Origin of the sequence: Burkholderia sp. BCC0097, assembly GCF_902832985.1 — a bacterium.
In the GTDB taxonomy this organism is placed as follows: Bacteria; Pseudomonadota; Gammaproteobacteria; order Burkholderiales; family Burkholderiaceae; genus Burkholderia; species Burkholderia orbicola.
In genome coordinates this window covers 492,316-515,643 of record NZ_CADFDM010000001.1, presented here as the reverse complement: position 1 = coordinate 515,643, position 23,328 = coordinate 492,316, and the positions used below count along the sequence as shown (strand labels likewise).

At 69.0% G+C, this 23,328-nt stretch carries 19 protein-coding genes; 10 read left to right on the top strand and 9 right to left on the bottom strand.

Going from position 1 to position 23,328, the window contains the following annotated elements:
* Window positions 1-65 precede the first annotated feature (65 nt).
* Both HWX07_RS02235 and HWX07_RS02230 read right to left on the bottom strand, forming a co-directional pair.
* Window positions 66-644, bottom strand: coding sequence for a hypothetical protein (locus HWX07_RS02235; RefSeq protein ID WP_175875016.1), 579 nt, complete (start codon window positions 642-644; stop codon window positions 66-68).
* 99 nt (window positions 645-743) lie between these two features.
* Window positions 744-2,147, bottom strand: coding sequence for a DUF308 domain-containing protein (locus HWX07_RS02230; protein ID WP_175875015.1), 1,404 nt, complete (start codon window positions 2,145-2,147; stop codon window positions 744-746).
* Between the two features lie 267 nt (window positions 2,148-2,414).
* On the opposite strand from HWX07_RS02230, the gene HWX07_RS02225 reads away from it, so the two are divergent.
* From HWX07_RS02225 to HWX07_RS02200, 6 genes are all read left to right on the top strand, one after another.
* A complete protein-coding gene (locus HWX07_RS02225; RefSeq protein ID WP_175875014.1) occupies window positions 2,415-3,053 on the top strand; it encodes a hypothetical protein in 639 nt (212 codons plus the stop codon).
* 47 nt (window positions 3,054-3,100) lie between these two features.
* A complete protein-coding gene (locus HWX07_RS02220; RefSeq protein ID WP_175875013.1) occupies window positions 3,101-3,667 on the top strand; it encodes a helix-turn-helix transcriptional regulator in 567 nt (188 codons plus the stop codon).
* A 77-nt stretch (window positions 3,668-3,744) separates the two neighbouring features.
* A complete protein-coding gene (locus HWX07_RS02215; RefSeq protein ID WP_175875012.1) occupies window positions 3,745-4,326 on the top strand; it encodes an HD domain-containing protein in 582 nt (193 codons plus the stop codon).
* A gap of 413 nt (window positions 4,327-4,739) precedes the next feature.
* Complete coding sequence (locus HWX07_RS02210) at window positions 4,740-5,933, top strand: efflux RND transporter periplasmic adaptor subunit (RefSeq protein ID WP_175875011.1); 1,194 nt, start codon at window positions 4,740-4,742, stop codon at window positions 5,931-5,933.
* Window positions 5,934-5,935: 2 nt separating this feature from the next.
* Complete coding sequence (locus tag HWX07_RS02205; RefSeq protein ID WP_175875010.1) at window positions 5,936-7,996, top strand: MacB family efflux pump subunit; 2,061 nt, start codon at window positions 5,936-5,938, stop codon at window positions 7,994-7,996.
* Between the two features lie 6 nt (window positions 7,997-8,002).
* On the top strand, window positions 8,003-9,382 hold the full coding sequence (locus HWX07_RS02200; protein WP_175875009.1) for an efflux transporter outer membrane subunit: 1,380 nt from the start codon (window positions 8,003-8,005) through the stop codon (window positions 9,380-9,382).
* 37 nt (window positions 9,383-9,419) lie between these two features.
* Here HWX07_RS02200 and HWX07_RS02195 read toward each other — a convergent pair whose 3' ends face one another.
* Window positions 9,420-10,958, bottom strand: a complete 1,539-nt coding sequence (locus tag HWX07_RS02195; RefSeq protein ID WP_175875008.1) for an MFS transporter — start codon at window positions 10,956-10,958, stop codon at window positions 9,420-9,422.
* Window positions 10,959-11,136: 178 nt separating this feature from the next.
* Between HWX07_RS02195 and HWX07_RS02190 the strand changes: the two genes are divergently transcribed.
* Window positions 11,137-12,042 carry a LysR family transcriptional regulator gene (locus tag HWX07_RS02190; protein WP_006498841.1) on the top strand — a complete coding sequence of 302 codons (906 nt, stop codon included), beginning with the start codon at window positions 11,137-11,139 and terminating at the stop codon, window positions 12,040-12,042.
* Between the two features lie 93 nt (window positions 12,043-12,135).
* On the opposite strand, the gene HWX07_RS02185 is transcribed toward HWX07_RS02190, so the two are convergent.
* The 6 genes from HWX07_RS02185 to HWX07_RS02160 form a co-directional block, all read right to left on the bottom strand.
* Entirely contained in the window at window positions 12,136-13,275 is a 1,140-nt protein-coding gene (locus tag HWX07_RS02185; protein ID WP_175875007.1) for an enoyl-CoA hydratase/isomerase family protein, read from the bottom strand.
* Window positions 13,272-14,063 carry an enoyl-CoA hydratase gene (locus HWX07_RS02180; RefSeq protein ID WP_175875006.1) on the bottom strand — a complete coding sequence of 264 codons (792 nt, stop codon included), beginning with the start codon at window positions 14,061-14,063 and terminating at the stop codon, window positions 13,272-13,274. Before HWX07_RS02180 ends, HWX07_RS02185 begins: the two co-directional genes overlap by 4 nt.
* The gene (gene mmsB / locus HWX07_RS02175) at window positions 14,063-14,962 is read right to left on the bottom strand and encodes a 3-hydroxyisobutyrate dehydrogenase (protein ID WP_175875005.1); all 900 of its coding nucleotides are present in this window, start codon (window positions 14,960-14,962) and stop codon (window positions 14,063-14,065) included. The genes HWX07_RS02180 and mmsB overlap by 1 nt, the downstream gene beginning before the upstream one ends.
* 18 nt (window positions 14,963-14,980) lie before the next feature.
* A complete protein-coding gene (locus tag HWX07_RS02170; RefSeq protein WP_175875004.1) occupies window positions 14,981-16,510 on the bottom strand; it encodes a CoA-acylating methylmalonate-semialdehyde dehydrogenase in 1,530 nt (509 codons plus the stop codon).
* Window positions 16,511-16,622: 112 nt separating this feature from the next.
* A complete protein-coding gene (locus HWX07_RS02165) occupies window positions 16,623-18,329 on the bottom strand; it encodes an AMP-binding protein (protein WP_175875003.1) in 1,707 nt (568 codons plus the stop codon).
* Window positions 18,330-18,527: 198 nt separating this feature from the next.
* Window positions 18,528-19,661 carry an acyl-CoA dehydrogenase family protein gene (locus HWX07_RS02160; protein WP_023477775.1) on the bottom strand — a complete coding sequence of 378 codons (1,134 nt, stop codon included), beginning with the start codon at window positions 19,659-19,661 and terminating at the stop codon, window positions 18,528-18,530.
* A 137-nt stretch (window positions 19,662-19,798) separates the two neighbouring features.
* On the opposite strand from HWX07_RS02160, the gene HWX07_RS02155 reads away from it, so the two are divergent.
* The 3 genes from HWX07_RS02155 to HWX07_RS02145 all read left to right on the top strand — a co-directional run bounded on the left by HWX07_RS02155 (window position 19,799) and on the right by HWX07_RS02145 (window position 23,286).
* Complete coding sequence (locus tag HWX07_RS02155) at window positions 19,799-20,833, top strand: AraC family transcriptional regulator (RefSeq protein ID WP_023477776.1); 1,035 nt, start codon at window positions 19,799-19,801, stop codon at window positions 20,831-20,833.
* 123 nt (window positions 20,834-20,956) lie between these two features.
* Complete coding sequence (locus HWX07_RS02150; protein ID WP_175875002.1) at window positions 20,957-22,516, top strand: nodulation protein NfeD; 1,560 nt, start codon at window positions 20,957-20,959, stop codon at window positions 22,514-22,516.
* On the top strand, window positions 22,513-23,286 hold the full coding sequence (locus tag HWX07_RS02145; RefSeq protein ID WP_175875001.1) for a slipin family protein: 774 nt from the start codon (window positions 22,513-22,515) through the stop codon (window positions 23,284-23,286). The genes HWX07_RS02150 and HWX07_RS02145 overlap by 4 nt, the downstream gene beginning before the upstream one ends.
* Window positions 23,287-23,328 lie beyond the last annotated feature (42 nt).

The window sequence follows — 23,328 nt, the reverse complement described above, 5'->3', positions numbered from 1 at the left end:
CCCGCGATTGTTGCTGCCGCAACGTGGCACGAATGTGAAGGTGCACGAAAGAATGCGCGCTTCGCTCAGGTGCCGAGCTGCGTACACGCGCGCGCCGACGCTTCGGGCCCCTCGAGCGCGAGAATCTGCCACACGCCGATGCTGACGCGCCGGCGCGCGGCGGTCGACGGATCGGCCAGCAACGCCTCGACACGCGGCGCGACATCGGGCGCCTTTTGCTGCAGTGCGGCGTGATGCCGCGCGCGCGACGCCGGTTCCGGTTCGTACACGTCGCACAGGCGCACCATGCCTGCGAGGCCGGCCAGCGTGTCGTCCTTGTCGATCGCACCCGGCTCGACCGGCGCGAGCCCGTTGCGCTCCTCCGGCGGCAGCTTGTTGCGCGCCCCTTCGTCGATCGCCGTGGCCGAAGCCGGCGGCAGGCCGCCGATCGCCGCGACGATCCGGCTGCCCGCGGCGATCATGTCGCCCTGGCACGCGACCTTCTCGGCGGCCGGAACGTTCGAGCAGAACGACACCGACGTCCGGTACACGTCGTTGCTCATGCGCGGCACTTCGTCGGTGCCCGCCTGCGCGAAGCAGGTGCTTGCCAGCGCCATCGTCAACGCGGCGGGAATCAGGATGCGGAACGCTGTCGTCTCGTTCATTGTCGTCGTCCGTGGGTTTTTATGGCGGGCAATATCGGCGGGCCGCACCGCGCGCAGGCGCCCCTCGTGATGCCGGGCCCGCTTCCGGCGCCACGCGCTTTACTTCATCGACGCCGCCTCCGATCCGCCGGGCGACAGCGCCGCGCTGTCCTGCTCGCGCCACGCACGCCGCGACGCCATGATCGCGCTCACCGCCGAGCGCGCGACCTTCCACCACGCGAACGGACGCGGATCGGCGAGCATGCTGAGCGCGCGTGCATAGTCGAGCGTGAGGCCGGGCGTCCACGCCATCGTCACCGCGCGCTTGCGGATCTGTGCGGCCACCCACAACTCGGGGGTGAGCAGCAGCCGCACGAACGCGCCCCACCCGGCGCGCGCGCCCTTCAGGCGCCACACCGCGCCGTCGAGCGCGGCCTCCAGCGCATTCGATACGGTGCTCGAGCAGTTGCGGTACGTGAGGTTGTACGTCGTGTTCTGCCGGTACGACGACCAGAATGCTTCGAGCTTGGCCGGATCGTAGTTGCGGATGCGCACGCGCACGGTCGACGGGCACCATGCTTTCGACTCGGTCGCATAGTCGGGCTGGAACAGGCCGGGCACGTCGTTCTCGCGCGTCGCCCGCAAAATGCGGGTGAATTCGTCCGGAGAACGATCGATTTCGACGCCCGGATACAGGCTGATGTAAATGCCCTCCGGCGACTCCAGCGCCGCATGGCCGGTCGAGATCACGCCGTTGACGTCCACCGCCGCGATGTAGCGGTCGATCACCGGATAGCGCTGGGCTTCGGCCTTCGACGTGCCGGTCGGCGTCCACACGTGCACGGTGAGCGCGCGTTCGCCGTCGGCCGGCGGGCCGTCCCATTCGGATTGCGCGAACTGCGGCGGGGCTGGCGTCTCGTCGAGATCGGGTGCGAGCGCCGGTGCGGGCGACGTCGCGAACGCCGGGTTGCGCGTCAGCCGCCGCACGCGTGCGGCGAGGCTCAGCATGTGCATCCCGCCGAACATCAGCAGCAGGCCGAGGCAGTACGGCACGGTGCCGGCGTAGTGCGTCGGGTACGGCTGAAAGAAGAAGATCGCCAGCAGGATCTCGACGACGCCCCACGCGAACGCGACGTGCCAGCGGCGATAGCGCACCATCCACGCGGACGTGCACTGCAGCAGCCCATCGACGAGAAACAGCGTGCCGAAGATCATCGACAGCAGGAAGTGGCCGTGATGATGGCCGGCAAACACGAGCCCCGCGGCCACCACGACCGCGATGCCCTTCACGTAGCGCAGGATGCGCTGCCCGCCGACCCCGCTGCCGGCCACCGCGAGCGTCGCGAGCCCCTCGATCAGGAACAGCCACGCGAACAGCTCGATCGGAAAATGCAGCGCGCCGTCGAGCGCGTCGACGAAAATGCCGACGCCCGCGACGACCCACAACCAGCCGAACACGGTCAGCCCGCGCCAGCGGGTTCGCAGATATTCGATGCCCAGCAGCAGCAACACCAGTCGTACCATTGCGCCCTCGTATCTTTTTCGGGACACGCGCGGCCTCGCGCGCCCTGTCGTGCCGGCCGGCACGTGCCGCTCTGGCCGAATAATAAGATATGGCGGGGCCGGTTGAAAGCGTCGCGAAAACGGTGTCGACGGCGCGCGGATGCGCACGACTGCCCGCTGCCACGGCAGATTCCCGGTTCGACAACGTGCGGCGGATACGCGAGAATCCGGCTTCCGAGGGCGAAAGCCACCCAACCAAACCGAACCGCACAGACGGGAAAACAAGAAATGAGCCGATCCATCACGCGCCGGCGCATGCTGGCCGCCGGCGTCGCCGCGAGCAGCCTCGCGTTGTCGGGCTGCTTCACGCCGAAGCTGTACAAGAACGACGCGTACAGCGAACACGTATCCGCCTTCATGATGACCGAAGACAGCAAGAAACTCGTCGTCCTCGGCACGCGCTACCATTACATCTTCGATCTGCCGGCCCGATTGCGGCCCGTCCTGCTGTCCGGCTACCGGAAATCGGTACGCACGACATTCGAGGACTTTCACGCGAGCGGCGGCGGCGTCACCGGGCATTACCGGATCGTGCTGCCGAACGACGCATCGGACGACGATCGCCGGGCCGCTTCCGCCGACGGCTTCGCCAGCGAGCCGGCCGGCCTCGTGCTCGAAGGCGACATCAAAGGCAAGCGCTACTCGACGGAAGGCTTCGTCGAGAAGGACAAGGCGGCCGCGCAACCCTTCAACCGCCCGTACTCGGTGTACATCAAGGAATCGCCGTCCGTCGTCGGCATGGGTTTGCGGATTCTCGCGACGCCGATCACGGTGGCCGCCGACGGCGTACTCGTGCTGGGCGGCATCGTGCTCGTGCCGTTCGCGGCAATCGCGATCCAGGCAAGCGGCGGCATCCGGATCATGTAACGGCGCTGTAACGGCGCGCCCGGCACGGCCGCAACAGGAGCATCGCCATGACCGCCTCACTGCTTCATTCGTCCTCGCTCGGCCCGCAACTGAAGCGCTGGCGCGCGCTGCACCGCGTGAAGCAAAGCCACGCGGCCGAACTGTTCGGCGTCGCGCAATCGACGATTTCGCGCTGGGAGGCCGGCCTTCAGCAGATGTCGCCCGACGAGCGCGCGACGGCCGAACGGCTGCTCGCCGCGCGCCTCGATTCGGCGGGCGACCACGCACTTGCGCGGCTGATCGCCGGCAGCGCGGGCCGCCTGCATCTCGTGTGCGACCTCACGCACCGCTTGCTCGCCAGCTCGCCGGCGCGCGCGGCCGAGTTCTCGCAGCCGCTTTCGACGCTGCTCGGCACGTCGCTGTGGCGCTACGCGACGCCGGAAATCGTGCGCATGGAAGCCGCGCTCGACCCGCTCGGCTGGCACGACCGCGCGGGGCCGCCGAGCGTCGAGTTCGACACCGGCGCGAATGCGTCGCGCGTCGTGCCGATTCGCGGCAGCCGATGCCGGTGGACGCGGATGACGCTATCCGACGGCTCGGCCGCGCGGCTCGTGGAAACGCTCGACGCCGACTGACGCGCCGCGCATATTTCATGCGTGGACGACGCGCGGCCGGCCGGCGTACGCTTGATGGCTCATCGCAAGGACGAACCATGAATTCCGACACGATCCGCGCGCGGCTCGCATTCCTGCGCGAAACCGAACGCCTGAAGGACGTGCTGCGCAGCGGCTACACGTCGGCCGGACGCCCGGAAAGCACGGCCGAGCACAGCTGGCGGCTGTGCCTGATGGCGCTCGTGTTCGCCGACGCGCTGCCGGGCGTCGACACGCTGAAGCTGCTGAAACTGTGCGTCGTCCACGACCTCGGCGAGGCGCTGCACGGCGACATCCCCGCGATCGAGCAGGCCGCGCACCCCGACAAGAGCGCACAGGAACGCGACGATTTGCTGACGCTGACCGCGTCGCTCGACCGCACGCTGCGCGACGAGATCGTCGCGCTGTGGGACGAATACGAGACGGCCGCGTCGCCGGAAGCACGCGCGGCGAAGGCGCTCGACAAGCTCGAAACGATCCTGCAGCACAACCAGGGCAGCAATCCGCCCGATTTCGACTACGCGTTCAACCTCGGCTACGGCCGGCGCTACACCGACGCCGCGCCGCTGTTCCGCGCGATCCGCGAGATCGTCGATGCCGATACGCAGCGCAGGATCGGCGCGAGCGGACGCCGGCCATAAGCCGCGGAATCGCGCGACTTTCACGCTCGCGCACCGGAACGAACGGGAGCCGACGCCCGAGCAGGTCGACGCGCCGGAGGCGCTCGATGACGAACACGACCGGCCGATGACGACGATCGTCGCAGCGTGGCGGTAGCGCGGCGCGCGGCAGGAGCGCTGCCTTTTCACAGATCGCAACAATTACGCCGTCTGATTCCCCGCATCGGTACGGTGTCCACACAATTCAGCACAATTTCCACACGATTCGGCGCGAATTCCTCCCTTACCATGAGCGCCTGATTCGATTCGGCACGCCCGCGCGATGCGTACGCGGCTTCCGTCGCGGACGACACGTCCCGACATGCGACACCGACCGGATCGTTCCGCTCGGCCGCACGCATCGCCGGCGCCCGCTTCATCCTCACCGCACTCTCATGACCCAGAAGACCCATCGCCGCCGGCGCATCGTGCTGGTCACCCTCGCCGTCGTCGCGATCGCCGCCGGCGTCACGCTGAAGGCCTGCGCGCCGACCAAGCATCCGCAATACCTGTCCGCGCCGGTCACGCGCGGCGATCTCGAGAATGCGGTGCTCGCGACCGGCGCGCTGCAGGCGTTCAAGCAGGTCGACGTCGGCGCGCAGGTGTCGGGGCAGTTGAAGACGCTGAAGGTCAAGCTCGGCGACAAGGTCACGAAGGGCCAGTGGCTCGCCGAGATCGACCCGGTGATCTCGGAAAACGCGCTGCGCCAGGCGCGCGCCAGCGAAGAAAGCCTGCGCGCGCAGCAGCAATCCGCGGCCGCGCAACTGACGCAGGCCGAACTCGCATTCCGCCGCCAGCAGGCGATGCTGCCCGACGACGCGACGTCGCGCGAATCGTTCGAAGCCGCGAAGGCGACGCTCGACGTGCAGCGCGCGACTCTCGCGTCGCTCGCCGCGCAGATTCGTTCGGCCCGCATCCAGATCGAGACCGCGCAAGCCAACCTCGGCTACACGCGCATCGTCGCGCCGATCGACGGCGAGGTCGTCGCGATCGTCACGCAGGAAGGCCAGACCGTGATCGCGCAGCAGCAGGCGCCGGTGATCCTGAAGCTCGCGAATCTCGACACGATGACGGTGAAGGCCCAAGTGTCGGAAGCCGACGTGATTCGCGTAAGCGCCGGTCAGACCGCCTATTTCACGATCCTCGGCGAACCGGACAAGCGTCACTACGGCAAACTGCGCGCGATCGAACCGGCGCCGCAGAACTACGCCGACGCGCAAAGTCCGCTCGGCGTAGGTGCCGGCGGCGGCGCGAAGCCGAACGCCGCGGTGTTCTACAACGCGCTGTTCGACGTGCCGAATCCCGAGCACCGGCTGCGCATCGCGATGACCGCACAGGTCAGCATCGTGCTCGGCAACGCGCGCAACGCGCTCAGCATTCCGGCCGCCGCGCTCGGCGAGAAGCGCAAGGACGGCACCGTCGCGGTACGCGTGCTGCGCGCCGACGGCAATACGGAAACGCGCCACGTCCGCATCGGCATCAACAACAACGTGCGCGTCGAAGTACTGGCCGGCCTGAAGGACGGCGAGCGTGTCGTGATCGGCGAAGCGTCGGCGGACGAACACGTCCCGCTGTCGGACGCGGTGTGACCATGAGCCAGCCCCTGCTGAAACTCGCCGCCGTCACGCGTCGCTTTCCGGCCGGCGACAAGGACGTCGTCGTGCTGAGCAACGTCAACCTGTCGATCGGTGCGGGCGAGATCGTCGCGATCGTCGGCGCGTCGGGGTCCGGCAAGTCGACGCTGATGAACATCCTCGGCTGCCTCGATCATCCGTGCGAAGGCACGTACACGGTCAGCGGACGCGACACGCAGATGCTCGACAGCGACGAACTCGCGCAACTGCGCCGCGAGCACTTCGGCTTCGTGTTCCAGCGCTATCATCTGCTGCCGCACGTCGACGCGGTCGCGAACCTCGAAATGCCGGCGATCTACGCGGGTACCCCGCGCGCCGAACGGCACGCTCGCGCCCGCGAACTGCTCGCGCGCCTCGGGCTCGCGGATCGCGCGCATCACCGGCCCGGCCAACTGTCCGGCGGCCAGCAGCAACGCGTGAGCATCGCGCGCGCGCTGATGAACGGCGGCCAGGTGATCCTCGCGGACGAACCCACCGGCGCGCTCGACACGAAAAGCGGCCAGGACGTGATTCGCATCCTGCATGAGCTGAACGCGCTCGGCCATACGATCGTGATCGTCACGCACGACAAGGCCGTGGCGCGCCATGCGCGGCGCATCATCGAAATCAGCGACGGCGAGATCGTCGTGGACCGGCCGAACCGCCACTACGCGGAGGCGCTCGCGGAAGTCGGCGTCGGCGTCGGCGCGGCCGCAACGACGGAAACGGCGGCCGACACACCATCCGCGCCGTCCGCACCGGCTTCCGGCGATGCACCGCCACCCACCGATAACGACATCGACACCCATCCTGCCCCGCACGCCCGACGCTTCGCCGCCGGCACCGGCCGTTTCGCCGAGGCGTGCCGGATGGCATGGATCGCGCTCGTGTCGCACCGGCTGCGCACGCTGCTGACGATGCTCGGCATCATCATCGGTATCACGTCGGTGGTATCGATCGTTGCGGTCGGTGAAGGCGCGAAGCGCTACATGCTCGAGGAAATCGGCAGCATCGGCACCAATACGATCAGCCTCTATCCGGGCTCCGACTGGGGCGACAGCCGCGCGGACACGATCCAGACGCTCGTGCCCGCCGACGTCGCCGCGCTCGCGGAGCAGCCGTACGTCGACAGCGCGACGCCCGAAACGTCGCGCACGCTGCTGCTGCGCTACCGCAACATCAATGTGAACGCGCTCGTGAGCGGCGTCGGCGACCGCTACTTCCAGACGCGCGGAATGCGCTTCGCGCTCGGCGTCGGGTTCGACGACGACGCGGTGCGCCGCCAGGCGCAAGTGGCCGTGATCGACCAGAACACGCGCCGCAAGCTGTTCGGCGCGACGCGCAATCCGGTCGGCGAAGCGATCCTGGTCGACAACGTGCCGTGCGTCGTGATCGGCGTGACCGCCGACAAGAAAAGCGCATTCGGCAGCGTGAAGAGCCTGAACGTGTGGGTGCCGTACACGACCGCGAGTGGGCGCCTGTTCGGCCAGCGCTATCTCGACAGCATCACCGTGCGCGTGCGCGACGGGCAGCCGAGCGCCGCCGCCGAGAAAAGCCTCGAGAAACTGATGATCCAGCGCCACGGCCGCAAGGACTTCTTCACGTACAACATGGACAGCGTGGTCAAGACCGTCGAGAAGACCGGCCAGTCGCTGACACTGCTGCTGTCGCTGATCGCGGTGATCTCGCTCGTGGTCGGCGGGATCGGCGTGATGAACATCATGCTGGTGTCGGTCACCGAGCGCACGCGCGAGATCGGCATCCGGATGGCGGTCGGTGCGCGCCAGTCCGACATCCTGCAACAGTTCCTCGTCGAGGCCGTGCTCGTGTGCCTGCTCGGCGGCACGATCGGCATCGCGCTGTCGTTCGGCCTCGGCGCGCTGTTCTCGGTGTTCGTCGCGCAGTGGAAGATGGTGTTCTCGGCCGGCGCGATCGTGACGGCGTTCGTGTGCTCGACGCTCACCGGGGTGATTTTCGGCTTCATGCCCGCGCGCAACGCGTCGCGGCTCGACCCGATCGATGCGCTCGCGCGCGACTGACGAAACATGGCCATCACGCATTCCTCCCCGCTTCACCGCCTTGGCGCATTCGCGTGCGCGGCCGCACTGCTCGCCGGCTGCGCGGGTGCGCGCCATGATCCGCTGCCCGCCGTCGCGATGCCCGCGAACTGGGCCGCGCCGGTCGCGGCCGACGCGCCAGCCGCCCCGCGCGACTGGTGGCGCAGTTTCGGCGATCCGCAACTCGACGCATTGATCGACGACGCGCTACGCGCCAACGCCGATCTCGCGATCGCGGCGATCCGCGTATATCGCGCGCAGTTGCAGGCCGGGCTCGTCGACACGAACCTGACGCCGAACGTGACGCTCGGCGCGAACGGCGCCGTATCGCGTGCGCTCGACACGCATCAGATGAGCCGGTCAAGCGGCGTCAATGGTTCGCTCAGCTATGAAATCGACCTGTGGGGCCGGCTGGCCGCGCTGCGCGACGCCGCGCACTGGGAGGCCGACGCGACCGCCGCCGATCTCGAAGCCGCGCGGCTGTCGCTGATCGGCACGACCGCGGCGCTGTACTGGCAGATCGGCTATCTGAACCGGCAGATCGCGCTCGGCGACGCGAACATCGCGTATGCGGCGCGCACGCTCGCGCTCGTGCGGTCGCGGCACACGGCCGGCGCCGTGTCGGGGCTCGACCTCGCGCAGGCCGAACAGAGCCTCGCCGCGCAACGTGCGGCGCAGACGCAGCTGATCCAGCAGCGCACCGAGAACCGCCACGCGCTCGCGATCCTGTTCGACCGGCCGCCGCAGCAGCGCGCGGCCGAGCCGGCGGCGCTGCCCGATGCCGCACCGCCCGATGTCGCGGCCGGTTTGCCCGCCAGCCTGCTCGGCCGGCGCCCCGACCTGCGTGCGGCGGAATTCCGGCTGCGCGAATCGCTTGCGCAGGTCGACGCGACGCGCACCAGCTTCTATCCGACCTTCACGCTGACCGGCAGCGCCGGCACGACGAGCACGAGCCTCGAGCGCGTGCTGACGAACCCGGTCGGCACGCTCGGGCTCGGCCTCGCGCTGCCGTTCATCCAGTGGAACACGATGCAGTTGCAGATCAGGGTGTCGAAGTCGCAGTACGAGGAAGCGGTGGTCGGGTTCCGCCAGCGGCTCTACACGGCGCTCGCGGAAGTCGAGAACGCACTGTCGGCGCGCGTGCAGCTCCAACGCGAAGCCGAACAGCGCGCGCTGTCGCTCGCGCAGGCCCAGCGCGCCGAACGGCTGGCCGCCGCGCGCTTCGCGGCCGGCGCGACCGCCGTGCAGCCGTGGCTCGACCAGCAGCAGGTGCTGAGGAGCGCGCAAAGCGCCGACGAACTGACACGCCTGAACCGGCTCAACAACCAGATGAAGCTGTACCGCGCACTCGGCGGCGGGACTTCCTGACCGGCCGTCACACGTCACGCGCCGCACGCCGGCCGCGTCATTCGCACACGGCGGCTCCACGCCGCGCCGGCGCGAACGCCACCGCGCTCGCGGTCGCGAGCACGGCCACGCCCGCCGCGCCGTACACCATCACCCAGCCGAAGCCATGCACGAGCGCCGCGTGCAACGCCGCGCCGCTCGGGTCGGCCTGCGCCAGCGCCGGCGCGATCGCCTGCAGCCCGTCGGTGCGGCCCGCCGCGATCTCTTGCGCGAGCCGGCGCAGCGCCGCGTCGCCGATCGCGCCGGCCGGCCCGCCCTTCAGGCTCGCGACGATCCCCGCCACCAGCACGAAGCCCATCGTCGCGATGTTCAGCGCGAGCGAGATCATCCGCGCGCTCATGTCGATACCCGACGCCATTCCGGCCCGCGCGCTCGGCACCGCACCCGTCGTCGTGTTGGTGACGGGCGTATTGGTCAAGCCGAGCCCGATGCCGGCGATCACGCAGCCCGGCAGCATCGTCAGCCAGCTCGCATGATCGGCCGCGCTGCCCAACCGCATCAGCACGAAACCGGCCGCGATCGTGAACAGGCCGGCCGGAATCACGACGCCCGGCCCGTAGCGCAATGCAAGCCGTTCGCCGAACGGCGGCGCGATCAGCGTCGGCAGCGTGTACGCGAGCAATGCGAGGCCGGCCGTCACGCTGTCGTAGCCGAGCGCGACCTGGAACCAGATCGGCAGGTAGATCATGAACGGCCAGAAGCTGAAGTTCATCCCCATCGAGCCGAAGATCGCGCCGGTGAACGCGCGAATCCGGAACACCGAGAAGTCGAACATCGGCCGTGCGCTGGCGCGCTCCGCGATGCCGAAGCCGATCACCGCGAGCACGGTCGCGCCGAGCACGCCGAGGCCGGCCGCGCTCGTCAGCCCGAGTTCGGCGCTTTGGGTGATGTAGAACGCGAGGCCGAGCACCGCGAGCGACAGCGTGACGATGCCTGCCACATCGAGGGCGCCCGCATGCGGATCGCGCGACTCCTGCACCGCGCCGCCGATCAGCACGAGCGCGACGGCCGCGAGCGGCGCATGGACGAGGAACACCCACGGCCAGCTCGCCAGCGCGACGATCGCACCGCCGACGATCGGCCCGAAACCAAGCCCGATGCCGAACACGATCCCCCAGATCCCGAACGCGCGGCCGCGCTCGCGCCCTTCGCGGAACTGGTGCGACAGCACGGCGATCTGGCAGATCAGCATCGCGCCGCCGCTCGCGCCCTGCAGCAGCCGGCCCGCGACGAGCACCGGCACGTTCGGCGCGAGCCCGCACAGCAGCGACGTCGCGCCGAACAGCACTGTGCCGATCACGTACACGCGCTTGCGGCCGAACCGGTCCGCGAGCGTGCCGGCCGCCATCAGCACCGTCGTACACGCGATCGTGTACGCGTTCATGATCCACTGCATGCCGTTGAAATCGCCATGCAGCACGTGTTCGAGCGTCGGCAGGATCACCGGCACGCTCGAGATCTCGAGGCCGAACATCAGCGACGTGAGACAGACGGCCGCGAGCGCGACCGCATTCCTGCGGGAGTCGGATAGCGTCATGCGTATTGCGCGGCGGCCCGGTGACAGGCCGCGCACCTCCAGGTGAGTAGGATTCGCCGCGCGCGGCCGGCGACGCACGCTGGGCGGGAATCGGTACTATAGTGAGAATTCACCTCCCCATTGACGCACCTGTTTCCATTGACTGGGGAATCTTAGGACCCAATCGACGCAACCCGCTATGACCGACAGACTCGACGGCGTGACGACCTTCGTCCAGGTCGTGGAATCCGGCAGCTTCGCGCTCGCCGCCGAACGGCTCGACATGACGCGCTCGGCAGTCGGCAAGGCGATCGCGCGGCTCGAGAAGCGGCTCGGCGCGCGGCTGCTGCAGCGCACGACGCGCAGCCAGAGCCTGACCGACGACGGCCAGGCGTACTACGACCGCTGCGTGCGCGCGCTGGCCGAACTGGAAGCGGCGGAAGCCGATCTCGACTGCGGCCGCAACGAGGCGCGCGGCAAGCTGCGGCTGAGCGTGCCGCTCGCATTCGGGCATCACTGCGTGACGCCGATCGTGCTGGACCTCGCGCGCACTTACCCGCACCTGCGGATCGACGTGTCGATCACCGACCGCTTCGTCGATCTCGTCGAGGAAGGCATCGATCTCGCGGTGCGGATCGGCCCGCTCGCGGACAGCACGAGCCTCGCGGTGCGGCGGCTCGGCACGCAATACGGGAGCCTCGGCGCGGCGCCGTCGTATCTCGCTCGCCACGGCACACCGCAATCGCTCGACGATCTGAAAAACCACCGCACGATCGCGTATTCACGCTCGGGCGTCGTGCAGCCGTGGTACCTGCGTGCGCCGGATGGCTCGAGCGTCCACATCGACATGCCGCACCAGCTCAGTTTCGACGACGTGCAGGCGATCGCGGCGGCCGGCGCATCGGGGTTCGGGATCGCATGGTTGCCGAGCTGGCTGCTCGATCACTACGTGAAGCGCGGGGAGATGGTGGTCGTGCTCGATCGCTGCTTCGTCTGCGAAGGCGACATTCATGCGATCTGGCCGAAGACGCGCTACCTGCCGCGCAAGACGCGCTGCGTGATCGATGCGCTCGTGGAGGCGGTACCGCCGATGATCGAGCGCTAAGCGCTAAGCGCCAAGCGCCGAGCGCGGACGCAAAGGAAGGAAATACGCGGCAACCGACGCGCCGCACGGGCGCGTCGGGCCGTCACGCGACGATCACGCCGCGCCGAGATCGGCGAGCGGATGCGCGAACAGCTTCCACGGCGACGTCAGGAAATGCCGCACGCGTTCGGCGCGCAGTTCGACGAGCGACGCGGGCGCCCAGCGCGGCTTGCGATCCTTATCGACGAGATGCGCGCGCACGCCTTCGCAGAAATCGCCTTCCTCGATCGCGCGCGCGACGATGCCGAGCTCCATCCGGAACGATTCCGCGAGCGTCATCTGCCGGCCGCGCAGCAGCGCCTCGCGCGTCACGGCGAGCATCGTCGGCGAATGGCTCGCGAGCGCGTCGAGCGTCGCCTGCAGCCACTGGCGGTGCTCGCGTGCCAGCTCGTCACGCGCCAGCTCCTGCGTGAGCGTCGCGACGATCCGCTCGACGCTCGAGCGCTTGTCGAAGTGGCGGACGATCCACGGCATCTGGCTGTCGAGCGCCGCATGCGGCACCACGTTGCACGGCGGCTCGAACACCTTGCGCAGCAACGGCAGCGCATCGCCGTCCCACTTCACGCTTTCGATGCGGGCCTCGAACGTGTCGAGCCACGTGGACGGCACGCACAGATCCGCGAGCTTCGCGGTGAGCGCGTCGGCGCCCGACAGCATCGCGCCGGTCAGCCCCACGTACAGTTCGAGTTCAACCGGCATGCCCGACAGGAAATGCGTCGCACCGACGTCGGGCACGAGGCCGATGCGCGTTTCCGGCATCGCGATCTTGCTGCGCTCGGTCGCGACGCGCAGCGCCGCGCCCTGCGCGAGGCCCATGCCGCCGCCCATCGTCACGCCGTCCATCAGCGCGACCACCGGCTTCGGGAACGCGTGGATCGCGTAATCGAGCCGGTATTCGTCGACGAAGAACGGCAGCCACGTTTCGCGCTGCGCGACCATCTTGTACAACGCACGCACGTCGCCGCCCGCGCAAAAACCCTTCTCGCCCGCGCCGCGCAGCACGACCGCGACGATCTGGTCGTCGTGGCGGCAGCGCTCGAACAGCCCCGCGAGTTCGCCGATCATCGCGTATGACAGCGCGTTGAGCGCGGCCGGCCGGTTCAGCGTGATCAGCGCCACGCGGTTCACCACGCGAAACAGCACCTCGGGCGCATGCTCCGCGAATGCGTCGTGATTCGTCACCGGCGTACTCATCGTTGCGGCTCTCCATCGGTGCGCCACTGCGGCGCGCGCTTGCCCAGGAACGCCGCCACGCCCTCGCGCGGATCGGCCGTGTCGAACAGGTCGACGAAGCGTTCGCGCTCGACCGCGAGCGCCGCGCCGCGCGGCACGCCGCGGCGGGCAAGACCGATCAGCTCCTTGCTGTAAGTCACCGCATGCGGGCTTTGCCGCGCGACGTTGCGCGCCAGCGCGAGTGCCGCATCGCGCGCGGCGCCGCTTTCCACCACGTCCTCGACCAGGCCGATCCGCAGCGCGGTGGCCGCGTCGACGCGCGCGCCGGTCAGGATGATCTTCTTCGCCCAGCCTTCGCCGACGAGCCAAGGCAGCGTCTGCGTGCCGAGCCCGCACGGCAGCAGGCCGACCGACGGCTCGGGCAGCGCCATCTGCGCATGCGTCTCCGCGATCCGCAGGTCGCACGCGAGCGCGCATTCGAGGCCGCCACCCATCGCATAGCCGTTGATCGCCGCGATCGTCACGACGCGCGCGTCGTGCAGCGCCTCGAACGCCGCGCCGAAACGCGCCGCCATCGCGCGCGCGACCGCGCGATCGCCGTCGGCGAACGTGTTGAGGTCGGCGCCCGCGCTGAAGAACTTTGGGCCGTCGCCGGTGATCACCAGCGCGCGCACGCGCGGGTTCGCATTCAGTTCGGCGACGGTCGCCTGCAGCTGCTGCAGCCCGTCGGCGGTAAAGGCGTTCGCGGGCGGACGCTTGAGCGTCGCGCACGCGATCGCGCCGTCGTCGACGTAGTCGAGTTCGATCATCACGCGTCCTTCTTTGTAGGCGATTGATACAGGCGGATCACCGCCGAGAAATCGAGCTGGCCGTCGCCGCGGCTGCTCATCGTCTGGTACAGCTGCTGCGCGAGCGCGCCGAGATAGACGGGCTGGCGCGCCTGCTTCGCCGCGTCGTTCGCGAGGCCGAGATCCTTCAGCATCAGGTCGGTACCGAAGCCGCCCGTGTAGCCGCGCGACGACGGCGCGGTCTCGATCACGCCCGGATACGGGTTGTACGTGTCCGAGCTCCAGCAGCGGCCCGTCGACGTGTTGACGATGCCGGCCAGCACCTTCGGGTCGATGCCGAGCGCGACGCCGAGCGACATCGCCTCCGACACCGCCGCCATCGAGATGCCGAGCACGAGGTTGTTGCAGACCTTCGCGACCTGCCCCATGCCCGTCGCGCCGCAATGGACGATGTTCTTGCCCATGCCGGCCAGCACGGGCTTCACGCGCTCGAAATCCGCGTCGCTGCCGCCAACCATGAAGGTCAAGGTGCCTGCCGCCGCGCCGCCGGTGCCGCCCGACACCGGCGCATCGACGAACGCGCCGCCGTGCTCGCGCACCAGCGCGCCGAACGCCTGCGCGCTCGCCGGGTCGATCGTGCTCGAATCGATCACGGTCGCGCCCGCGCCGAGGCCGGCCAGCACACCGTTCTCGCCGGACAGCACCGAGCGCACGTGCGGCGCGGCCGGCAGCATCGTGATCACGAACGTCGCGCCCGATGCCGCATCGCGCGGGGAAGCTGCCACCTGCGCGCCGGCGTCCTGCAGCGCGCGCAATGCGTCGGCGCTCAGGTCGAACGCATGTACTTCATGGCCGGCTTTCAGCAGGTTCAGCGCCATCGGCGCGCCCATGTGGCCGAGGCCGATAAATCCGATTTTCATGTTGGCTTCCTCCGCCGCTCAATGCAGCCGGATCGTCGTGTTCACCGGGCCGGCCGTCGTGTCGTCGTCGAACCAGCGCGCGGTGACCGTCTTGGTCTGCGTATAGAACTGCACGACCTGCTTGCCGTACGGGCCGAGGTCGCCGAGCTTCGAGCCGCGCGAACCGGTGAAGCTGAAGAACGGCACCGGCACCGGAATCGGGATGTTGATGCCGACCTGGCCCACGTCGATCTCGCTCTGGAACTTGCGCGCCGCCGCGCCGCTCTGCGTGAAGATGCCCACGCCGTTGCCCATCGGGTTCGCGTTGACGAGCGCGATCGCTTCGTCGAGCGTGTCGACTTCCATCACGACCAGCACCGGCCCGAAGATTTCATGCGTGTAGATCGTCATGTCGGTCGTCACGCCGGAGAAGATGGTCGGGCCGATGAAGTTGCCTTCCTCGAAGCCGGCCACCTTCACGTCGCGGCCGTCGAGTTCGAGCTTCGCGCCTTCCTTGATGCCCATGTCGATCAGCGACAGAATCCGCGCCTTCGCGCCGCGCGACACGACCGGCCCGACGTCGGTGCCCGCTTCCGAGCCCGCGTTGACCTTCAGCGTCTTCGCCTTCGCGACGAGGTCGGGCAGCCATTCGCGCGCCTGGCCCACCAGCACCGCGACGGAAGTCGCCATGCAGCGCTGGCCGGCCGCGCCGAAGCCCGCGCCGACGAGCGCGTTGATGGCCTGCTCGCGGTTCGCGTCGGGCAGCACGATCGCGTGGTTCTTCGCGCCCATCATCGACTGCACGCGCTTGCCGTGCTGGCTGCCGAGGTTGTACACGTGCGTGCCGACGGCGGTCGAGCCGACGAACGAGATCGCCTTCACGAGCGGATGCGTGCAGATCGCGTCGACGACTTCCTTGCCGCCGTGCACGACGTTCAGCACGCCTTTCGGTACACCGGCCTCGAGCGCGAGTTCGACGAGCTCCATCGTCGACATCGGGTCCTGCTCGGACGGCTTCAGCACGAACGTGTTGCCGCACACGATCGCCATCGGGAACATCCACAGCGGAATCATCGCGGGGAAATTGAACGGCGTGATGCCCGCGCAGACGCCGATCGGCTGGCGCAGCGTGTAGGTATCGACGCCGCCCGCGACGTTCTCCGCGAATTCGCCGAGTTGCAGCGTGCCGATCGAGCACGCGTGCTCGACGACTTCGAGGCCGCGGAAGATGTCGCCTTCGGCATCGGGAATCGTCTTGCCCTGCTCGGCCGTCAGCGTCTTCGCGATGCGCGGCTGGTTCGCGCGCACCAGATCCTGGAACTTCAGCATGATGCGCATGCGCGCGGAAATCGGCGTGTTCTTCCACGTCGCATACGCGGCGTGCGCGGCCCGCACGGCCGCGTCGACTTCCGCGACGGTCGCGAACGGCACGCGCGCGAGCACCTGCTGCGTCGCCGGGTTGACGACGTCGCGCCACTCGCTCGTGGCGGACTCGACGAAGGCGCCGTCGATCAGCAGCTTGACCGTCGGCACGTCTTGCCCCGTGCGGGGCGTCGGATTCGCGTTCATTCGTGCACTCTCCTTGCAGTGAGCCGCGCGGCGTCAGGCAACGCGCGGCCGGTTCGGTTCAGTGCGGCCGCGGACGGCGCGCCGAAAAATGCGGCGCGCGGCCCGCGGCCGGTCATTTCAGTTCGGCGGCGAAATCTTCTTCCCAGTACTCGCCGGGCATGCGCGCGGTCGCGTCGTCGCCACGCTCGATCTCGCGGCGGCGCAGCTCGACGCGGCGGATCTTCCCCGAGATCGTCTTCGGCAGCTCCGCGAATTGCAGGCGGCGAATACGTTTGTACGGCGCGAGCTTCTCGCGCGAGAAACGGAAAATCTCCAGCGCGAGCGCGGGGCTTTCTTCATAGCCCTGGCGCAGCGTGATGAAGGTCTTCGGCACCGACAGCCGCACCGGGTCCGGGCTCGGCACGACGGCCGCTTCCGCGATCGCCGGATGCTCGATCAGCACGCTTTCCAGTTCGAACGGGCTCAGCCGGTAGTCGGACGACTTGAACACGTCGTCCGCGCGGCCGATGTACACGTAGTAGCCGTCGTCGCGACGCATCGCGATGTCCGACGTACGGTAGTGGCCGTCGCGCATCGCATGGGCCGTCGCGTCGGGATTGTTCGCGTAGCCCTTCATCAGCCCGACCGGGCGCGTGACGTCGTCACCGATCGGCAGCGCGACCTCGCCTTCGGTCACCGGCGCGCCGTCCGGGTCGAGCAGCGCGATCCGGTAGCCGGGCAGCGGCCGGCCCATCGAGCCGGCGACCACCGGCTGGCCCGGCGAATTGCCGATCAGGCAGGTCGTCTCGGTCTGGCCGTAACCGTCGCGAATCGAGATGTTCCAGGCCTTCTTCACGCGCTCGATGATCTCGGGATTCAGCGGCTCACCGGCGCCGACGATCTCGCGCAGCTTCACGTCGAACGACGCGAGCGGCTGCTGCACGAGCATGCGCCACACGGTCGGCGGCGCGCACAGCGTCGTCACCCGGTACTTGACGAGCGCATCGAGCACGACCTTCGGCTCGAAGCGCGCATAGTTGAACGCGAACACGCAGGCCTGCGCATTCCACGGCGCGAAGAAGCAGCTCCACGCGTGCTTCGCCCAGCCCGGCGAGCTGATGTTCCAGTGGATGTCGCCCGGCTGAAGGCCGACCCAGTACATCGTCGACAGATGGCCGACCGGATAGGTGCGGTGCGTATGCTCGACGAGCTTCGGCTTCGACGTCGTGCCCGACGTGAAGTACAGCAGCATCGGATCGTTCGCGTGCGTGACGGCGTCCGGCTCGAACGCGGCGCTCGCCGCATAGCCGTCGTTCATCGCGAGCCAGCCTTCGCGCGGCGCGCCCGCGACGATCTTCTGCTCGAGGCCGAGGCCGGCCTGCTCGAACTTCGCGGTTTCGTGCTCGTCGACGATCGCGTAGGTCGCGCCGCCGATCTGCACGCGGTCGCGCACGTCGTCGGGCGACAGTTGCGTGGTGGCGGGCAGCACGATCGCGCCGAGCTTCATCGCGGCCAGCATCGCGTCCCACAGCTCGACGCGGTTCGGCAGCATCAGCAGAATGCGGTCGCCGCGCCCGACGCCGATCGAGCGCAGCCAGTTCGCGATCCGCGACGAACGCTCGGACATCTGCGCGAACGAATACGGATCGCCCGTGCCGGTCGCCGCGTCGACGATCCACAGCGCGGGCTGGTCGTTGCCGCGCGCCATCGGGTCGAAGTAGTCGAGCGCCCAGTTGAACGCATCGAGCACCGGCCATGCGAAATCGCGATACGCGGTGTCGTAGTCGGTGCGATGGCGCAGCAGGAAGTCGCGTGCGTCCAGGAATGCCTGTACCGTCATGTGTCGTCTCCGTCCAGTCTCCATGCCCAGCGGTCAACCGGCGCATGTGCCGCAGCACGTGTGCCGTCCCGTTTTGCACGGCGCACGGTCACGTCGTTGCGTGCCGCGTTTGCCGCGCTGCCCTCGTGCCTGTCTCGTGTGCCTGCTTGTTCGACCGTATGTTCGACTGCGTGATGCCGGATGGGCGCACGTCGCGGCTCACAGCTGCCGCGCGATCACCATCCGCTGCACTTCGCTGGTGCCTTCGTAAATCTGCGTGATGCGTGCGTCGCGATAATGACGCTCGACTTCGTAATCGACCAGGTAGCCGTAGCCGCCGTGGATCTGGATCGCATCCGAACACACGCGCTCGGCCATCTCGGACGCGAACAGCTTCGCCTGCGACGCTTCCGACAGGCACGGCAGCCCGGCCGTGCGCAGCTTCGCCGCGTGATGCACGAGCAGGCGCGCGGCGTTGATCTGCACGGCCATGTCGGCGAGCTTCTGCTGGATCGCCTGATGCTCGGCGATCGGCTTGCCGAACTGCACGCGCTCGCCCGCATAGCGGCGCGCCTTGTCGAACGCGGCGCGCGCGATGCCGAGCGCCTGCGCGGCGATGCCGATGCGGCCGCCTTCGAGGTTCGACAGCGCGATCTTCAGCCCTTCGCCGCGATTGCCGAGCAGGTTCTCTTCCGGAATCGCGCAGTTCTCGAACGTGATCGGGCACGTATCCGACGCGCGAATGCCCATCTTCTTCTCGGGCTTGCCGACGATGAAGCCGGGCGTGTCGGTCGGCACCAGGAACGCGGAAATGCCGCGCTTGCCGGCTTCCGGGTCGGTCATGGCAAAAACGATCGCGACACCGGCGCGCTGGCCGTTGGTCACGAACTGCTTCGCGCCGTTCAGCACCCATTTGCCGTCGCGCAGTTCGGCCCGCGTGCGCAGGTTGTTCGCCTCGGAACCGGCATGCGGCTCGGTCAGGCAGAACGCGCCGATCACGCGGCCGGCCGCCATGTCGGCCAGCCAGCGATCCTTCTGCGCGGGCGTGCCGAAGCCGAGGATCGGCCCGCAGCCGACCGAGTTGTGCACGCTCATCATCGTCGCGCACGCGGCGTCGCCGGCCGCGACTTCCTCCATCGCCAGCGCATACGCCACGTAATCCGTATACGAGCCACCCAGCTCCTGCGGCACGATCATCCCGAGCAGGCCAAGCTCGCCGAGCTGCGCGACGATCGCGTCGGGCAGGTGCGCGTCGTGGTCCCACTGCGCGGCGTTCGGCGCCAGCATCTCGGTGGCAAACGCGCGCGCGGCATCGCGAATCATCCGCTGGTCTTCGGTGTAAAGCTCGTCCATGGTGCTGCTGTCTCCCGCGGCCGCCGGGCGCGACCGTCCTTGCGTTTCGATGCAACAAGTGTAGGCAAGCGCGCGCGACTGTTCGATGCTCGCGTCGCTCATTTACACTGAGCGTTTTTGCCACACCGGCGACACCGATGAAGCAGGAAGACAAGGGAACCGTCGCGATCAGCCTCGTCGCGTACAGCGTCGCGCTCGCCACGCGGCGCGGCGTCGCGGCCGAGCCGCTGCTCGCGCAGGCCGGCATCGCGCCCGCGCTGCTCGGCCAGCCGCGCGCACGCGTGTCCGCGCAGCAATACGGCGCGCTGTGGAACGCGATCGCGCGCACGCTCGACGACGAGTTTTTCGGGCAGGATCGCCACCCGATGCGCAGCGGCAGCTTCATCGCGATGAGCCAGGCCGCGCTGTCCGCACGCGACGGGCTGCACGCGATGGCGCGCGCGGTGAACTTCATGCACTGCGTGCTCGACGACCTGCACGCGGAGCTCGACGCGAATCCGCAGCGCGTGCGGCTACGTTTCGTGCACCGCAACAACGGCGCGACGCCCGCGATGTTCACGTACGCGACCTATTTCATCATCGTGTACGGGCTCACCTGCTGGCTGATCGGCCGGCGCATTCCGCTGCTGCACGCGAGCTTCCGCTGCGACACGCCACCGGCCGACCACGAATACCCGTCGATGTTCTGCGACGACATGCGTTTCAACGAGCCCGATTCGTATGTCGATTTCGATCCCGAATTCGCGACGCTGCCGGTCGTGCAGAACGCCAAGACGCTGAAAACGTTTCTGCGCAACGCGCCGGCCAGCTTCATCGTCAAGTACCGCAACCCGAACGCGCTCGCGCAGCGGGTGCGCGCGGTGCTGCGCGGAATGCCGCCCGCCGCATGGCCGGGCGCGGGCGGGATGGCCGCCCGGCTGCACGTGGCCGAGGCCACGCTGCGCCGCAAGCTGCACCAGGAAGGCCACGCGTACCAGTCGATCAAGGACACGCTGCGACGCGATCTCGCGTTCGAGGCGCTGGCCGACCCCGCCCGCACGATCGCCGACGTCGCGGCCGCGACCGGTTTCGCGGAGCCGAGCGCGTTCTACCGCGCGTTTCGCAAGTGGAGCGGGCGCAGTCCGGCCGAGTTTCGGGAAGAAGCGCTCGCGCGCGGCGGCGGCGCCGGCTGAATGCGCGGCCAGCCCTGCCTCGCCTTCGCGCTTTCGGCCGAAACCGCCTAATCTTCAAGCATCGGGCCCACGCCCTTTCCGCCAGCCGGACGGCACGCGGCCGTGCGCCGCCCGGACGTCCCGATGCGCTTTAATCGTCATGAGCCGCCACCGGCGCCTGCCGCGCCCGGCGGCCGCCCCCGTCACCCGCTGTCCGCGCGGGTCGCGCGCGCCGCGCTGTTCGCGGCGCTGCTCGTCGTGTGCGCCGCGCTCGCCGCGCCGCCATCGGCCGACGCGCCCGCCGCGCACCCGGTCGTCGTGATTCCCGTCAACGGCGCGATCGGGCCGGCCAGCGCCGATTTCATCGTGCGTTCGCTCGACCGCGCGGCCCGCGAGCACGCGCCGCTCGCGATCCTGCAGCTCGACACGCCCGGCGGCCTCGATACGTCGATGCGGCAGATCATCAAGGCCATCCTCGGCTCGCCGGTGCCGGTCGCCGCATTCGTCGCGCCGGGCGGTGCGCGAGCGGCGAGCGCCGGCACCTACATCGTCTATGCGAGCCACTTCGCGGCGATGGCGCCCGGCACCAACCTCGGCGCGGCGTCGCCCGTGCAGTTCGGCATCGGCGCCGCCGCGCCGCCGGGCGCGAACCCCGCTGCGCCGCGGCCGACCGGTGCATCGGGTGCATCCGGTGCGTCTGGCGTGTCGGGCACGGCCGCCATGCTGCCGACCGACACGCAATCGACCGAGATCCGCAAGGCGATGCAGGATGCGTCCGCATACATCCGCGGCCTCGCGCAGTTGCGCGGGCGCAATGCCGAATGGGCCGAGCGCGCGGTGCGCGAGGCCGTGAGCCTGTCGGCGAACGAGGCACGCGCGCAGCACGTCGTCGACCTGATCGCGCAGGACCCGGCCGATCTCGCGCGCCAGCTCGACGGCCGCGCGGTGACGACGACCGCCGGCACGCTGCATCCGGCGACCGCGCACGCGCCGCTCGTCGTGCTCGCGCCCGACTGGCGCAGCCGGTTCCTCGCGATCATCGCCGATCCGAACGTCGCGCTGATCCTGCTGACGATCGGCATCTACGGCCTCTTCTTCGAATTCGCGAACCCCGGTTTCGTGCTGCCGGGCGTCGCCGGCACGATCTGCCTGCTGGTCGGGCTGTTCGCGATGCAGTTGCTGCCGGTCAGCTATGCGGGCCTCGGCCTCGTATTGCTCGGGCTCGGCTGCCTCGTCGCGGAGGCGTTCCTGCCGACCTTCGGCGTGCTGGGGTTCGGCGGCATCGTCGCGTTCACGATCGGCGCGCTGATGCTGCTCGACACCGACGTGCCCGGCTACGGGATTCCGTGGCCCGTGATCGCGGGCCTCGCGCTCGGCGGCGGGCTGCTCGTCGCGGGCGTGTCGAGCGTCGCGCTACGCGCGCGGCGGCGCCCGGTCGTGACGGGCGCCGAGGCAATGCTCGGCAGCATCGGCGAAGTGCTCGACGACGGCCTGCAGCCGGACCAGCCGCACGGCGCAGCCGGCGCGCCGCCGTCGGCCGCCGGCTGGGCGCGCGTGCATGGCGAGCGCTGGCGCGTGGCGAGCAGCACGCCGCTGGCCGCCGGCTGCCGCGTGCGCGTCACCGGCCGCCACGGGCTGACGCTGACGGTCGCGCCGCTCTACGACGTGCCCGCACCCGCCCATCCGCAGGGAGAACCTTCATGATCGGTTACACGTTCGGCTTCAGCAGCGTCCTCATCGTCTTCGTCGTGGTGCTCGTCGCGTCATCGATCCGCATCTTTCGCGAATACGAGCGCGGCGTCGTGTTCATGCTCGGCCGGTTCTGGAAAGTGAAGGGGCCGGGGCTCGTGCTGATCATCCCGATCGTCCAGCAGGTCGTGCGGATCGACCTGCGCACCGTCGTGTTCGACGTGCCGGCGCAGGACGTGATCACGCGCGACAACGTATCGGTGAAGGTCAATGCGGTCGTGTATTTCCGCGTGGTCGATCCGGAGAAGGCCGTGATCCAGGTCGCGCGCTTCTTCGAGGCGACGAGCCAGCTCGCGCAGACGACGCTGCGCGCGGTGCTCGGCAAGCACGAACTCGACGCGCTGCTCGCCGAGCGCGAGCAATTGAACGCGGACATCCAGAAGACGCTCGACGCGCAGACCGATGCGTGGGGAATCAAGGTGTCGACGGTCGAGATCAAGCACGTCGACCTGAACGAGACGATGATCCGCGCGATCGCGCGGCAGGCCGAAGCCGAACGCGAGCGGCGCGCGAAGGTGATTCACGCGGAAGGCGAATTGCAGGCGTCGGAGAAGCTGCTGCAAGCCGCGCAGCGGCTCGCGCTGCAGCCGCAGGCGATGCAGTTGCGCTATCTGCAGACGCTGACGACGATCGCGGCGGACAAGAATTCGACGATCGTATTTCCGCTGCCGATCGATCTGCTGGGGGCGTTGCTTGATCGGTTGGGGGCGAAGCGCGAGCCTTGATACGCGCATGTGCCGGCCCGCAAGACGCCACGGGCCGATGTC

What these genes read in the sequence shown, in the direction of transcription:
- HWX07_RS02205 (WP_175875010.1), top strand. Translation starts at nt 5,936, where the DNA reads ATGAGCCAGCCCCTGCTGAAACTCGCCGCCGTCACGCGTCGCTTTCCG.
- mmsB (WP_175875005.1), bottom strand. Translation starts at nt 14,962, where the DNA reads ATGAAAATCGGATTTATCGGCCTCGGCCACATGGGCGCGCCGATGGCG.
- HWX07_RS02145 (WP_175875001.1), top strand. Translation starts at nt 22,513, where the DNA reads ATGATCGGTTACACGTTCGGCTTCAGCAGCGTCCTCATCGTCTTCGTC.
- HWX07_RS02230 (WP_175875015.1), bottom strand. Translation starts at nt 2,147, where the DNA reads ATGGTACGACTGGTGTTGCTGCTGCTGGGCATCGAATATCTGCGAACC.
- HWX07_RS02150 (WP_175875002.1), top strand. Translation starts at nt 20,957, where the DNA reads ATGCGCTTTAATCGTCATGAGCCGCCACCGGCGCCTGCCGCGCCCGGC.
- HWX07_RS02195 (WP_175875008.1), bottom strand. Translation starts at nt 10,958, where the DNA reads ATGACGCTATCCGACTCCCGCAGGAATGCGGTCGCGCTCGCGGCCGTC.
- HWX07_RS02160 (WP_023477775.1), bottom strand. Translation starts at nt 19,661, where the DNA reads ATGGACGAGCTTTACACCGAAGACCAGCGGATGATTCGCGATGCCGCG.
- HWX07_RS02220 (WP_175875013.1), top strand. Translation starts at nt 3,101, where the DNA reads ATGACCGCCTCACTGCTTCATTCGTCCTCGCTCGGCCCGCAACTGAAG.
- HWX07_RS02185 (WP_175875007.1), bottom strand. Translation starts at nt 13,275, where the DNA reads ATGAGTACGCCGGTGACGAATCACGACGCATTCGCGGAGCATGCGCCC.
- HWX07_RS02235 (WP_175875016.1), bottom strand. Translation starts at nt 644, where the DNA reads ATGAACGAGACGACAGCGTTCCGCATCCTGATTCCCGCCGCGTTGACG.
- HWX07_RS02165 (WP_175875003.1), bottom strand. Translation starts at nt 18,329, where the DNA reads ATGACGGTACAGGCATTCCTGGACGCACGCGACTTCCTGCTGCGCCAT.
- HWX07_RS02170 (WP_175875004.1), bottom strand. Translation starts at nt 16,510, where the DNA reads ATGAACGCGAATCCGACGCCCCGCACGGGGCAAGACGTGCCGACGGTC.
- HWX07_RS02215 (WP_175875012.1), top strand. Translation starts at nt 3,745, where the DNA reads ATGAATTCCGACACGATCCGCGCGCGGCTCGCATTCCTGCGCGAAACC.
- HWX07_RS02225 (WP_175875014.1), top strand. Translation starts at nt 2,415, where the DNA reads ATGAGCCGATCCATCACGCGCCGGCGCATGCTGGCCGCCGGCGTCGCC.
- HWX07_RS02200 (WP_175875009.1), top strand. Translation starts at nt 8,003, where the DNA reads ATGGCCATCACGCATTCCTCCCCGCTTCACCGCCTTGGCGCATTCGCG.
- HWX07_RS02180 (WP_175875006.1), bottom strand. Translation starts at nt 14,063, where the DNA reads ATGATCGAACTCGACTACGTCGACGACGGCGCGATCGCGTGCGCGACG.
- HWX07_RS02190 (WP_006498841.1), top strand. Translation starts at nt 11,137, where the DNA reads ATGACCGACAGACTCGACGGCGTGACGACCTTCGTCCAGGTCGTGGAA.
- HWX07_RS02210 (WP_175875011.1), top strand. Translation starts at nt 4,740, where the DNA reads ATGACCCAGAAGACCCATCGCCGCCGGCGCATCGTGCTGGTCACCCTC.
- HWX07_RS02155 (WP_023477776.1), top strand. Translation starts at nt 19,799, where the DNA reads ATGAAGCAGGAAGACAAGGGAACCGTCGCGATCAGCCTCGTCGCGTAC.